The following is a 13,035-nucleotide window of genomic DNA, read 5'->3' on the forward strand; positions in this document are numbered from 1 at the left end:
ACGGCAAAAAATGCTTAACCGTTTTTCAAATTTGGAAAACTGGGAGGGTGCAAGCGCACAGACATCGGAGGCTTGGGAGGAATCGCCAGAAGAGGGAGCCATCCACCTCATCAAGCTCAGTGCCATCGATCGGTTCGCGTGCTTCGCTTTGCAGAAATCGTTTTGGTCTGAGGTATCGCGATGCGGATTTGCTACGCGAGATGATTGGCTTTGCAGCCGAGAAGCTGATGGAGCTGGAGGTCGGCGCGAAGACTGGAGCGGCCTACGGGGAAAAAATGACTTTCGACTTGCACAGCGTAACGGCTATCGCGACCGCAATTGGGAGACCCGAGCTGGTACCGTTGAACTGCGAATTCCAAAGCGGCGCACTGGCAGTTCCTTCCCTAGCTTTCTGGAGCCGCGCCGCATGGCCGAGAAGGCGCTGACCGCGGTGATCCAGGAAGCCTATATCCAGGGTGTTTCGACCCTCTCGGTGGACGATCTGGTCAGGGCGATGGGTATGAGCGGCATCTCCAAAAGCCAGGTCTCCAGGCTGTGCGAGGAAATCCGACAAGGTGAAGGCCTTTCTCTCCCGGCCCATCGAAGGCGAGGGGCCATACCTTTGGATCGATGCCACCTATCTCAAGGTCCCGCGCGGCGGACGCATCGTCTCCGTCGCGGTGATCATCGCCATCGGCGTCAACACGGAAGACGGCAGGGCAATGGCGATCGCACAGATGATGATCGTGGAAATGATCAACGGCGGGCTGGCCCAGCTCTCGATAAACGGCTTTCGAGCGGTGCGGATGACATGAATGATCAGCGTCTGGGTCAGGATTGGTTCCACGAACCACCCGTTTGAAATAGCGACGCATTTGTCCAGGCATCGACGACAAACGGCATGGTGAAATAAGTCGAATAATCGAAGATCGAGCTGATCGGCCCGATGAACAGCATAAAGCGCATGTATTGCCGATTTCCCATTTTCGGGGACGCAGGAAGATCGACGCGCCGAGAACGCTGAACATGTTGCCGAAGTTCGAGCTTGCGCCCATCTTAATGTATTTGACGATGTTGCCGAAAGACGCGTCGGCCCTCGATGACATCGTTCAAGATGGCCAGGTTTTTTTAGAGCAGGATAATATCTGCGGATTCCTTGGCGATATCGACCGCCGTGTCCACGGATATTGCGACATCGGCGGTCTTCAATGCCGGACCACCGTGATTTCATCGCCCATGAAGCCGACAACGTGATCTCTGGCCTGCCGGGCAGCGACGATGCGGGCCTTCTGGCAGGACGACACCTTGGCGAAGGCGTTCGCTTTCTCTACTGCGTCCCCAATTTCCATGTCACTCATTGCTTCCAGATCGTGCCCGAGTAAGAGACCGGAAATATCGAGACCCACATCCCGGCAGGTCTCGCGCGTCACCAGATCGTTATCCCCGGTCAGAATTTTGACAGCCACGCCGGATGCACGGAGCGCAGCGAGTGCGGCGGCGGCCGTTTCTGGCGGGGTCGAGGAAAGCAATAAAGCCTTGCAGCGTCAATCCGGTTTCATGGACGGCTTCATAGGTTGGGGTAGCGCGGCAGTGCCAGGAACAGCGCCATCGCGCCGCCGTTAGTCTTCGCCTATCTGTTGGATATCCAGGTTGGGAGGAGGGCCGGCACTGACAAGTGACAGAGGGATGACATCCGAAGCCGACCGCCTCTGTTGCGACCGCGCCGGGCGTTTCAGTGGGCGCAATCAGCTTTGCCACCGTCAGATCGGGCACGAGATCTGTGTATGTCTTAATAGCCCATTGAAAAGGGCGCCTCCCGGTCAGGGAGAGGCACCCCTTTCGTGCTGGAAGTTGAGGGCGTTCTGCATCGTGGAGATTTAAGGAACGAGCGAAGTTTTTCCAGCACCTTCGGAAGGAAAAGATCTTGGATCGGTTAACGACTAGGCGCACCCCATCGCCTCTTCAACTATTGGCCGGTCGACTGGTGACGACTACCTGACCGAAAATATTCTCATTTATTGGCCCAATGGCACTAATTGAGCGTATGCTAGAAACAAATAACTTTCGACTGCGCGTGAGAGCGTGCGTTTCACTTCAACGGACGGTGACCGGGCCGATGACAGCTGCATTCACGAACGCCCTCCAACTTAGTGAGCCTTCTCCAGAGCAGGTCAGGGATCAACTCACACGCATGTTGAGCAGTCAGAACCTCGAACTGCCGCAGCGTGGACGTAAATTTCTGCAATTCGTCGTCGATGAAACTCTGGATGGCAGGCAGGGATACATCAAAGCGGTGACTATCGCTCAACTTGTGTTCGGTCGGGATGCATCCTTCGATGCACAGGCCGACCCTTGTGTCCGGATCGAAGCAAGTCGCATCCGCCGCGAGTTGGAGCGATACTACCTGCTCCAGGGTTCGGAAGACGACATTGTCATAACCGTTCCCAAAGGGGCATACGTTCCAACCTTTCGGATGAGAACGATGCCGAAGGGACAGGCAATATCTGCACCAACAAAGCCTCTGGCCTTGCCTGAGGATCCGATACGCAAAGCCGGCTTGGAGCCTTGGCAATGGGTCGTGGGTGCCGTGACCATCGGAAGCTTTGTGCTCGTCCACGGTCTGGTTCTGATGGACAGTCCGAGCTCAGCGATCACAACGACCATGCAATCGATCGCCGTCGAACCATTTGAGCCTATGTCCCCGGACTCAGACACGGTAGGCATATCTCTGAGTTTTACATATGAGGTTGTGAGCAAGCTGGTGCCAATCAAGAAGCTTGTCGTAAAGGCCGGTCGTACCTCGAGTTCGAACGATAGCCTCTATCTGCTCCAAGGGGCGGTGCTACTGGAGGGACGGCGACTAAGGTTGGCGACCCGGTTGGTGAGGCGTTCGGATGGCGCTGTCGTTTGGGCTGAAAATTATGACGACGAGCTGGACAGGAAGCCATCGTTTGCAATCCAATCGGACATCGCGGAGAAAATCGCCAAGTCCGTTGCGCGTCCGCTTGGCATTGGTAAGGAGTGAGCGTCAAAAGCGCGTTGTTTTCAGACCGGCAGGATGTTAGCCCACTGCCCCATCATCACGCGGATGGTTGGTAGCGAGCGCGGGAAAGGGCCCATCGCGGGGTGGGCGATGAGCCTCTAGGCCCGTACAGGGAAAACAAGCCCAACCGACAATGGATTGACGTCCCGAATGTTCCACCAGACCAACGAATGAACGCGCGGGAGCCAACGATGCTGGCGTCGAGTGGACGCCAGCACCACGGCCCGCTCCACATTGAGTAGTCGCTGACCCGATTTCACTCCGTGAAGCAGCGCAGGATCTTTTGAAGGCTCAGAAGACCGGACGCTTGCATATTGGCTACCGGCTGGATCTTTGAGCCGTTCCGGAAGCCGCGCTTGCACCTCTAATCCCGGTCGTGTTTCTTACGGGCCCAGGTGAAATAAAGGCTGGCGTCGACGCAAGGAAAGCAGGTGCACAGGACTTCTTGGAAAAGACCAGCTCGGCGGCGGTGCTGATGGAGGCGATCGAGCGAGCGCTAGCGCAATATGAGAGACGACGGGCCGAGCACGACCGTCTGCAGAAAGTGAGTGGCTTGATTGCGAGTCTGAGCGCGCCTGAAGCCGAAGTCTTTGGGCTTATCGTCCGTGGCCACCAGGTCATGGAGAAGATCGCCGCAAAATTGCTTGCGGAGGTCTTATTGATCGCCGCCGACATCGGTCGTACCGCGACCACAGGGTGATCGGACGCTCTTCCCCTAAGGGCAATATCAACCGACCGCCGGCACGCCTAGAGTGACGTAAACCCGCGTATGTAGCGCAATGTCACGCATGAGCGCATGAGGTGGGAAAGCTGCGCCGCACTGTCGCCGTAGTCGATGATGATACGAGCCTACGTCGAAGCGTGGGTCGGCTCCTCAATGCCTACGGATTTGCGGCTGTCGAATATGCATCGGCGGAAGCTTTTCTCCGTCACGACGTGAAAACGCCGATCGACTGTCTCGTGCTGGATATCGATCTCGGAGGCATGTCCGGCATCGAACTGCGCAAGCTGAAAGGGGCTGGAGCGAAGCTGCCGATGATCTTCATCACTCGTGGGATCCGTACTCATCGATGCAGTCAAGAAGGCGCTCGGATCGTGGGTTCGCGACTGGGGCAACCAGTTTCGAGCGAACCAGCAGCGCCGGTCGGGTTTGGAGCCCACTCCCACGGGTAGCATTGAAAGAGAACACAGTACGGGTCGGCCGTCGGTTCACATCGCGTCAAGAGCAAGCAATATTTGCCCAGCCTAACTACCCCGAAATCGTCGTTTCCGTCCCTCCGATGGAAGGCGACCTCCGTCGGGCGATCTTTCGCACTACGGTCTTGAGGCTTACAGCGGCCGAAGAGGTTAGGCCAGAACGAGCAGCCTGCGTTATCGTGATTGCCACGAAGTCTGCATCTATCTCCTTCGGATCGATCTGAGCAAAGTCCTGGCCGTTTGCTGTCGGAATGAGAACACCGACACGAAGCGCAGGCTTCAGGCGCTTGAGGCGGCGGATCATCTGGCGGGCACGGGACTTCGAATTGCCGTTAAGATACGTGACGATCGCCGTGTCGACCCCGTCGACGGGAAGTGCCAGGGATCCACGAGCAGCATGCTCGGCATAAAACGATCGCGTCGCTGCGGCGCCCTGGACTTCTAATATCTGCGAGAGCATGGCAGCGGCAGCGTCGTCCAGACCACCGCGTCCGCCGATGCACAGAAGGGAGTGGCCCTCGCCGTCAGGAAGCTCCAATTCGGCGTCTGCCGGTGACGGTTCCTCCGGCGCAGTTTCATCCTCATTCTCCTCGTCATCCGCTATATCCGACAGGTTCCCAACCAAGGACAGCGAGCTCGACGCGACCATCTCAATCTGCCTCTCCGACATCACGCCGCGCTGACGATCGAGTTCGGCCAGTAGAAGCGCCGGCATACCTACCTTGTCGTAGTACTCGACGAGATATTCCTCTTTGAGGAACTCTTCGGCATTGTCAGAAGCTTCGTTAGGATCCCCGGCCAGGAGTCGTTGATAAAGCTTTTCGTGAGGCTCCAGCACCGGCTCGTTGCCGAGCAGGACGTCAAGGAATTCGAACTGCGGAACATGTCTTCCCAGCACGACGAGGCAGACCGTCAAAGGGGTCGATAGCATAAGGCCAAGCGGACCCCAGAGCCAGGACCAAAAGATCGCCGAGATGATAATTGCCAATGGCGACAATCCCGTATGCGTCCCATAGAGCCATGGCTCCAGCACGTTGTTGCTGACCAACTCGGTAACCAGATAGAGGGTGCCAACCCAGACCACCAGTGACCATCCCGGTGCGATCGCGAGCGCGAGAAACAGCGGCAACATCATCCCGATGATTGCGCCAATGTAGGGCACAAACCGCAAAACCAGGCTCAGCAGTCCCCATAGGATTGCGTTCGGGATGCCGAGGGCCCAGAGACCGATGGTAATAGGCACGGCGTACAGCGTGTTCACCACCAATTGCATCAGCAGATATTTTCCGACCCGCGCGCCGGCATCCTGCAGCGCTGCTGTGGTTCGGTGGAGGTCGCCCAGGCCGACCAACCGGATGAACCGGTCGCGCAGCTCTTCCCGCTCGAGAAGCATGAAGATTACAAGTACCATAACCAGACCAGCGGTTGCGAACGGACTAATAAGGGGCAGCAGAAAGTTGCCCAGCGTCTGGATTGGATCGGAGCGCGTCACGATCTCGACAGGCATCGGCGTTCGGATGGTCGGCGCCTCAACTTTCGGATCCTGGCTTTCGACGGCACGGGTCTGTATTTCGGCGCCCACGCGTTCGACGGCTTTGCTAAGGTGCTCGAACACGCCGTTTCCCGCACCTGCCTGCGCCAGTGAATGCACCTTATCGACAATGTTTCGCTGATATGTCGGAATGTTCTCGGCAAGATTGGTAACCTGCGTTGCCACGACGACGCTGAATACGGTAATCGCGCAGAATGCCGACGCAACGGCCAGCAGAACGGCGGGGATCTTCGGCACAGAACGCTTGCGAAGGAAGGATACGATCGGCGCGAGTGTAAACGTCAGGAGCAGAGACAGCGCGAGCGGTACGAATATCTCTTGGCCCAGCCGAAGAATAACGGCCACGCCGATCAGGATCAGTATCGTGCGTCCGGAGAGCCGGTTGCGAAGCTCGCCATCCGGAAGTCCATGGGGTGCCGCGGACGTCGCCGCCTTTAAAAATTCTGTTCCGCTCATCAGCCACCTCCAAGCATTGCGAAGAACACCCAAGTGCCCGAAATGGACCCAAGCCCAAAGCGGGCACGGGAACAATCAGTTATACCGCAGGCTGGCCTTGAAGTCTCTGCGTTCACCCTCTTGCCTCGCCACCAGCTGCTCCGCGGTCAGCCAGGGCAACGACGATCCGGTCAGCCTTCTTCAGGCGGCCGTTCATCTGCGAGCCGGTCTCGACGACTTCGCCCATCATTTCGTGCCTGATATTATTTCCCGACTTCATCTTTGGGATGAAAATATGGAAGAGATGGGGGTCCCGAGCCGCAAATCGCGCAGCTCGTCACTTTGATGAGCGCATCACGGGGATGCTCGATTTCGGGGTCCGATACCGTGTCGCATCGGATGTCTTCCTTGCCATGCCAGACGCGCGTCGAATGTCTGCTCGATGAAATTGCCGGCCGTCCCGAACACGGCCGGGTCTACATGCCATGCCGGCTCATAGAGCGAGGATCACTCGCCGATCTGTCGGTTCCGGCACCCGTCCGAGTAGCGGCAGGGAGGTAATGCCATGACCGTAAGCACAATATGCCGATGTCACTTTCGACGTCTAAAAGTGGGAGCGTTCCCGCGATTTGTCGAGCCCGTCTCGGCAAGAGCATCCGCCAAGGGTGGCCCTATTATGTGATGATGGCGCTGGGCCTCAGATTACCAGTAATCGGCGAAACGTCACGAGCTGGTGCAACAGATGCAGTCCATCATTCACCGGATGATGGAAGCGATCTCAATGATGGCTAAAATCAGTGGAGGGATAACGCAATTCGAACTCGCTCAAAAGTCTTATGGCTTGGGCGGCAGCCGTTTCGGCCGCTTCCGAGGTTTCCTGAGCAATGACGGCCGCGTTTCGCGTTAATTCTGCGGCCAACACTTCCATTTCGTTCCAACTCGGATAGTGTCGAAGCTTAGCTACTCCCGCAGAGTATTGCAGCATCGACGCGAGCGAACGCAGGACCGACTCCCGCCGTTCAGCACTCATACTCCCCAAGGTCGATCGGGTGGACATTGTACGCTCCTATAAGGGGCTGTCCGAAAGATGACCGAGAAGTGGCGACAACCATTCTCCGGGTGAGCTTGTCATTTAAGTAGGGCGTTCGCTGCTTGTTGCAAGCCTTGGCTTCAATACCTCACCGGAACACAAAGCCCGTTCATCGATTGGCTAGCAACTTTTGTGGAATATTTTCCCGGAATATTCTGATTTAATGGCCGCCATCGGTATTTATTGGGAGTAGGCTGGAGAACAAATCTCTTCGCACGGCGCATAATAACGCGCATTTCACACGCGACCGAGGAACCCCTGACAGCTATACTCCCCCCGATGCCCCACGAAACGGGTGATCCATCTCTAGATCAGATAAGGGGGCAGGTTGAACGAATCCTGACCAGTACAGAGTTAAGACTGCAGCTGCGGGCGAGAAGATTTCTGCAATTCGTCGTCGAGGAAACCCTTGATGGCAGGCAGGGTACCTGAAGGCAGTGACGATCGCTCAACTTGTGTTCGGTCGGGATGCATCCTTCGATGCACAGGCCGACTTCTGTTTCCGAATCGAAGCAAGTCGGATCCGCCGCGAGTTGGAGCGATACTACCTGCTTCAGGGCTCGGAAGATGACATTGTCCTTACCGTTCCCAAAGGGACATACATTCCAAGCTTTCGGGTGCGAAATATGCTTAGGCAGGAAGCTTCTGTGTCGAGAAAGCCTCAGCCCATGCCTGTGCATTCGGTCTCGAAACGCAAGTCGATTTGGAGCCATGGCGTTGGTTCGCTGCATCACTGACTATCTTGGCTGTTGTCATGGCCCAGACGTTGATTTGGCTGGTCGGGCGGGGCTCGGCGACCACAACGACAATTTTTCGATCCTAGTCAAAACGTTTGGGCCAATACGCCAAGGCGGGGTAGTGTCGCTCCTATCCCGAAGTCTTTCCTTTGAGGTTGTGAGCAAGCTGATGCCATTCAAGAAGCTTGTCGTAAAGGCAGATGGGACGCGCTCCAGAAGGGAGGACGTAGGAACATCCAGCCACGCGCCGAAACATCACCGTCGAATTTTCGGACAGACCTTCGATTGCTGAATTTTATATCCTCTCCTTTTCTCAAACTCGCCCCGCCTGGCAAGCAAGCAGACCTTGCGGGTATTCATTCTCGCTCAAATGAGGACGGCCTTCGAGGATCAGCCGAATTGATTCGCTAATACATGTGCTCTGTGAGCCTACTGTCTAGCTTGGCCGTTTGGTACCTGTTCCGGCATCTAAGCTTCTCGGAGCCCCCCACACCCCTGGGAGGGCTCCTTTTGATGAGGTGTGGTGGCAAGATCAATGGGTCGCTCACTTTCGACCAGGCCCAGCTGAAGATCTTGCCTGCAACGTCGGATTGGATTTTCAGTAATGGCTCCACGCCCAAGTCAGCTTCGTAGCTTTCAGCCCAAACAACAGTACCATCCGCAAGCCTCACCAACCGAGCCGACGACCTTACTTTCTTCACTCGGTTAGGACGCTGCCCTGGAGTAGATAATGAACCGCCCCGGATCTACCGGAGACCGTTTGGTTTAAGTTATGCGGCCATGGCTGGTGCGTCCAGCATGGCGTAATATCGTTCTTCGGCCTCGGCAGGTGGAATGTTTCCGATGGGCTCAAGAAGACGCCTGTTGTTGAACCAATCTACCCATTCCAGCGTGGCGAACTCCACGGCTTCGAAGTTTCGCCACGGTCCTCGCCGATGGATGACCTCGGCCTTGTAAAGACCATTGATCGTTTCGGCGAGAGCGTTGTCATAACTGTCGCCGACACTCCCGACAGACGGCTCGATGCCAGCTTCCGCCAGCCGTTCGGAATAGCGAATGGACACATATTGCGATCCGCGGTCGGAATGATGAACCAGCCCGCCACGATGGACGGGCCGCCGATCATGCAGTGCCTGGTCGAGGGCATCGAGAACGAAGCCCGCATGGGCAGTCCGGCTTGCTCGCCAACCGACGATGCGGCGAGCGAAGGCATCGATCACGAACGCGACGTAAACGAAGCCCTGCCAAGTGGCCACATACGTGAAATCAGAAAGCCAGAGCATGTTCGGCGCAGGCGCGAAGAAGTGTCGGTTCACCCGGTCGAGCGGGCATGGGCCGGTCTTGTCACTGATCGTCGTGTCGATCGGCTTGCCACGAATTATGCCCTGCAGCCCCATTGCCCTCATAAGCCGAGCAACAGTGGTGGTGATAGTAGCCCTGGTCTCCTAGTTCTGGACGTGGGGGTGCCAGGGGCTATCCTTGCGGTGGCGATGCTGGCCACTCCCAAAATCGTCTGCGATGGAATATGGCCTGCTCCCATCGGACACTTTCTCAGCGGTGACGAATAAAGGCGCAACAGACCTGGGCCGAACAGAAGAAAAAGGGGATCCCGATGCAATGCGCTCGCTGATCCCGCTGAGGTTAATCCGCAGCGACATTTCCCTGTGAAACGTTGCGGGGGCTGAGAGAAGAACCGCTCCATCTCTCATGCGGCGTTTGTTCTGTGGGGTCGTTCTGAACTTGCCCGGCCGGGCATCGTCGGCGCCCTCAACAAGCTTGTTTCCAACACGAGAAACGCTTGCGTATGGGCTACAAAGGACGGGAAATCCTATCACCTCGATTTGCATCACCTCAACATCTCTAATTACTTTCGAAATTATATCAAAAGTTGGAACAAGCTTTCACGGATCGTGTTAGTGCGTATGGATAAAGACCGATTCGACAAGATCGCCCAACCCATAGCACTCGTCGTGGATGACGAGCCATTGATACGTATGGATACTGCCGACTTCATTTCAGAAGCAGGATATTACGTCGTGGAAGCGGATACGGCCGACGAGGCTTTCGCTTTTCTCGAAAAATACAGCTTCCTCCAGCTGCTGTTCACCGACGTGCAGACCGGTGGAGATCTTGATGGTTTCGAATTGGCCAGGACGGTCGCCGAGCGGTGGCCAGACATAAAGGTGATCGTCGCATCGGGAGCAAGGATGCCCCAAGAGGGTGATCTCCCAAGCAATGCGAGTTTTGTTCAAAAGCCGTTTTCTGCCGCGACCCTTCTCGAAGCACTGCAAGAGCACTTTCCACATGAAGTAAGCAAGACCCGAGATAAGAGCTGATACTTGGTGCAGGGCGCGTTAGCCGTTTGAGAGACCTCCACTGGCTGATTGTAAAGGCATCGTGAATATGAACCGGGTCTCTGAGTCGTCCGACGTAACAGAAAGCTTCCCGCCATGTACCCTGGCGATCTCGCTTGCTATGTACAATCCAAGCCCGAGACCCTGTTGGCTGCCTCTGACATCACCGCGGAAGAACGGCCTAAACAGCGTTGTCTTCACCTGATCTGAAATTGGTTCGCCAGCGTTGGCGACCCAGAGCTCTAGGCGACCTCCAGTTGTCGTCGCACCAATTTGAATTGGCTTTGCGCTGTCGCCATGGGTAACCGCATTCCCGATCAGGTTCGAAAGAAGTTGGGACATACGGGGATGATCGCAACGGACGTCGCGATCTAGTTCGAAATTGCTCCGAATATCCAGATGCGGATGGACCGATCGGATCTCCTCGACAACATTTTCCAGAACGGGACGTAGCGGCGCCTCCGAAACGACGTCTAACTTAAGTCCGTCGCCGAGGCGCGCTCTGGCGAAATCAAGCACATTGTCAACGAGATCGCGCATACGGATGGCACTCGACTGCATAAGACCAAGAACGTTGCGGTCCTCCACGCTCATCTCTTCCGTGCGACCTAAGCGCCTGATTCCCGCCATCATCGAAGCAATTGGATTTCGCAGATCGTGTCCAAGCACGGCGACGAACTGCTCTCGAACCACCGAGAGCTCGCGCTCCTCGGCGAGCTCGACCTGAGCCTGGACAAGATCGGCATTGTTATCCAGATTATTCGCAATCAGCTTGGCGAAGAGCCGGAACATGCCGATCGTCTCGGGATTGTCGACCTTATGAGGTGCCGGATCGATGGCGCAGAGCGTTCCGAAAAAACTTCCGTCACGACGGATGATCGGAACGGAAATGTAGCTTTTCAGGCCGTAGATCGCAGGCGTGTGATGGTTGCGGTATTGCGGGCTTTCATCGACATCGTCGATGACTACGAGATCATGACTTTGGCGGATCTCGTGACAAATCGTCGATTCGACCTTGAGTTCGCCGCCAGCCTTCAGCCCGAAATCGACATCGTCGAGTACCGCGCAGGCAACCCAGCGGCTGTCGGTGACGCGAGCGACGGCCGCAAAGCCCATGTGGGTTGTCTTGCAGATGACTTCGAGGATCGTGGGTACCTCGACCATCTGGCCGATGGCCTGCAGGTCTACCTGGAGATCATCCATGGCATCGCTCCTTCTATAATCTTTCCTCTTAAAGCTTCGGCGGCAGGAAGTCATTGCAATAAGACATAGGCTACATGGAGGATGAGGTGACGATCAAGAAGGACAAAGTGACGTCCGTCGATCCTCCGAATTTGGCGTGAGTGCAACGCCATCTTTTTGGCTCGATCACATCCATCGCGGTGGCCTTGCCGGGCAGCAGCTCCGCCGGCAAGCTCTTGTGATGGGCCGACCGGTGCTGCACCGGCACAGCCGCATGCCGGTATCCGCTAAATGGTGGTAAAGAAGCTTTTGATGGTCCCAAAGCCGCCGCCTGATGCTGACGGTGAGAAGATGTTCCGATCCGCCAGCGCCGGGAACTGTTATTTCATCAGGCTGCACTGCGAAGAGCATTTTCGATTGTCGTTCGGACAAAGTCGCTTGTACCAACGTCATGCGGGGCTATCCGCGCCGCCGCCGAAGGTTTCTGCTTTTCCGCCGCTCAAATGATGGGGTCAAACCCCAATCACGAGCAATCGTCCGCGTCGATGAAATGCCGATGTCGAGCATGTAAGCCCTGCTCTCGCCGTAGCCGCTCGAAACGTCGAGAGGCGTGCCATGACCCATGCCGGAAATCCTGTACAACTCGATCGCGTCACGCCCCGAACTGTCCTTCCAAATGAGATGTTCATGCCCGGCAGCGACATCACAAACGGGTTCTGTGACGCCATGCACGCCTTTCCACTGATCAACAATCGCACGTCCGTTCGCGTCGTCGACCGTACGGTCCGATGTGCCATGCCAGACGGACACAGTTGGCCATGGCCCCTTGTGCGTTGAGGCGGGCAGGAGGATGACTTAAAGAGCCGAAGCCGAAGGAAGGGCATGTCCGCGCATTCGATCGAAGGCTTGCGGGACTGTCGACGCCGTGCCGTATGGAAGCCCCGCGATGATAGCCCCCCTGCAAACATTTCCGGATAAGCGGCAAGCAGCGCGTTCGCCATCGCGCCACCGGCCGACAGTCCCGTGATGTAGACCCGCTTGGGATCGACGCCATGATCGGAAACCATGCTTTCGATCATCTCCCGGATCGAGCGCACTTCACCCTCGTCGCGCGTCATATCGGCTGCGACAAACCAGTTGAAGCAGAGGTTTGCGTTGTTCTCCCGTGATTGCTCCGGGAAGAGAACCGCAAATCCAAAGTCATCGGCCAGCTTCGACCAGCCCGAACCCTGATCATACCCTGATGCAGTTTGTGTGCATCCATGCAAGATGACGACCAGCGCAGGAGCAGGTTGTCCATCGTCTGGCACCTGGTATCAAGCCGAAAGATTGCCCGGATTTTTCCCGTGAGATTTCAGTTTCTTCAAGGCACTACTTGGAGAATTAGGCTGTGGTATCGCGCGGTAGCGCGCCAGGCGTTCGATCGTATCGGAAATGCTGCGCATAAAGCGATGCTCCGGTTGGCG

The 13,035-nt window shown here is 56.5% G+C and carries 6 protein-coding genes and 6 pseudogenes; 5 read left to right on the forward strand and 7 right to left on the reverse strand.

Features of this window, described 5'->3' with window-relative positions; all coding sequences use genetic code 11:
• Positions 1 to 10: 10 nt before the first annotated feature.
• Positions 11 to 794: pseudogene (locus FHX06_RS33505) on the forward strand (transposase).
• A gap of 390 nt (positions 795 to 1,184) precedes the next feature.
• Here the strand turns inward: FHX06_RS33505 and FHX06_RS36255 are convergent.
• Positions 1,185 to 1,508, reverse strand: coding sequence for a hypothetical protein (locus tag FHX06_RS36255; RefSeq protein WP_112547246.1), 324 nt, complete (start codon positions 1,506 to 1,508; stop codon positions 1,185 to 1,187).
• Positions 1,509 to 2,095: 587 nt separating this feature from the next.
• Here FHX06_RS36255 and FHX06_RS33515 point away from each other — a divergent pair.
• The 3 genes and pseudogenes from FHX06_RS33515 to FHX06_RS33525 all read left to right on the forward strand — a co-directional run.
• Positions 2,096 to 3,004 carry a hypothetical protein gene (locus FHX06_RS33515; protein WP_113115854.1) on the forward strand — a complete coding sequence of 303 codons (909 nt, stop codon included), beginning with the start codon at positions 2,096 to 2,098 and terminating at the stop codon, positions 3,002 to 3,004.
• Positions 3,005 to 3,377: 373 nt separating this feature from the next.
• Positions 3,378 to 3,722: pseudogene (locus FHX06_RS33520) on the forward strand (response regulator transcription factor); the annotation flags it as partial.
• A 101-nt stretch (positions 3,723 to 3,823) separates the two neighbouring features.
• Positions 3,824 to 4,072 (forward strand): annotated as a pseudogene (locus FHX06_RS33525) (response regulator transcription factor); the annotation flags it as partial.
• A gap of 199 nt (positions 4,073 to 4,271) precedes the next feature.
• Here the strand turns inward: FHX06_RS33525 and FHX06_RS33530 are convergent.
• From FHX06_RS33530 to FHX06_RS33545, 4 genes and pseudogenes are all read right to left on the reverse strand, one after another.
• Positions 4,272 to 6,227 carry an AI-2E family transporter gene (locus FHX06_RS33530; RefSeq protein WP_183851292.1) on the reverse strand — a complete coding sequence of 652 codons (1,956 nt, stop codon included), beginning with the start codon at positions 6,225 to 6,227 and terminating at the stop codon, positions 4,272 to 4,274.
• A gap of 157 nt (positions 6,228 to 6,384) precedes the next feature.
• Positions 6,385 to 6,655, reverse strand: a pseudogene (locus FHX06_RS33535) (alcohol dehydrogenase catalytic domain-containing protein); the annotation flags it as partial.
• A gap of 329 nt (positions 6,656 to 6,984) precedes the next feature.
• The gene (locus tag FHX06_RS33540) at positions 6,985 to 7,263 is read right to left on the reverse strand and encodes a hypothetical protein (protein ID WP_162710218.1); all 279 of its coding nucleotides are present in this window, start codon (positions 7,261 to 7,263) and stop codon (positions 6,985 to 6,987) included.
• A 1,540-nt stretch (positions 7,264 to 8,803) separates the two neighbouring features.
• A pseudogene (locus FHX06_RS33545) lies at positions 8,804 to 9,454 on the reverse strand (IS3 family transposase); the annotation flags it as partial.
• A 501-nt stretch (positions 9,455 to 9,955) separates the two neighbouring features.
• Between FHX06_RS33545 and FHX06_RS33550 the strand changes: the two are divergent.
• Complete coding sequence (locus FHX06_RS33550; RefSeq protein ID WP_183882503.1) at positions 9,956 to 10,369, forward strand: response regulator; 414 nt, start codon at positions 9,956 to 9,958, stop codon at positions 10,367 to 10,369.
• An 18-nt stretch (positions 10,370 to 10,387) separates the two neighbouring features.
• Here the strand turns inward: FHX06_RS33550 and FHX06_RS33555 are convergent, their stop codons facing one another.
• Together FHX06_RS33555 and FHX06_RS33560 are read right to left on the reverse strand one after the other, a co-directional pair.
• On the reverse strand, positions 10,388 to 11,644 hold the full coding sequence (locus tag FHX06_RS33555) for a GAF domain-containing sensor histidine kinase (RefSeq protein ID WP_246715765.1): 1,257 nt from the start codon (positions 11,642 to 11,644) through the stop codon (positions 10,388 to 10,390).
• 313 nt (positions 11,645 to 11,957) lie between these two features.
• Positions 11,958 to 13,014: pseudogene (locus tag FHX06_RS33560) on the reverse strand (alpha/beta hydrolase family esterase).
• Positions 13,015 to 13,035 lie beyond the last annotated feature (21 nt).

The organism is Rhizobium sp. BK512 (genome assembly GCF_014194915.1).
Lineage (GTDB): Bacteria > Pseudomonadota > Alphaproteobacteria > Rhizobiales > Rhizobiaceae > Rhizobium.

Coding starts and splice junctions, on each gene's coding strand:
- FHX06_RS33515 (WP_113115854.1), top strand. CDS start 2,096: ATGACAGCTGCATTCACGAACGCCCTCCAACTTAGTGAGCCTTCTCCA.
- FHX06_RS33530 (WP_183851292.1), bottom strand. CDS start 6,227: ATGAGCGGAACAGAATTTTTAAAGGCGGCGACGTCCGCGGCACCCCAT.
- FHX06_RS33540 (WP_162710218.1), bottom strand. CDS start 7,263: ATGTCCACCCGATCGACCTTGGGGAGTATGAGTGCTGAACGGCGGGAG.
- FHX06_RS33550 (WP_183882503.1), top strand. CDS start 9,956: ATGGATAAAGACCGATTCGACAAGATCGCCCAACCCATAGCACTCGTC.
- FHX06_RS33555 (WP_246715765.1), bottom strand. CDS start 11,644: ATGACTTCCTGCCGCCGAAGCTTTAAGAGGAAAGATTATAGAAGGAGC.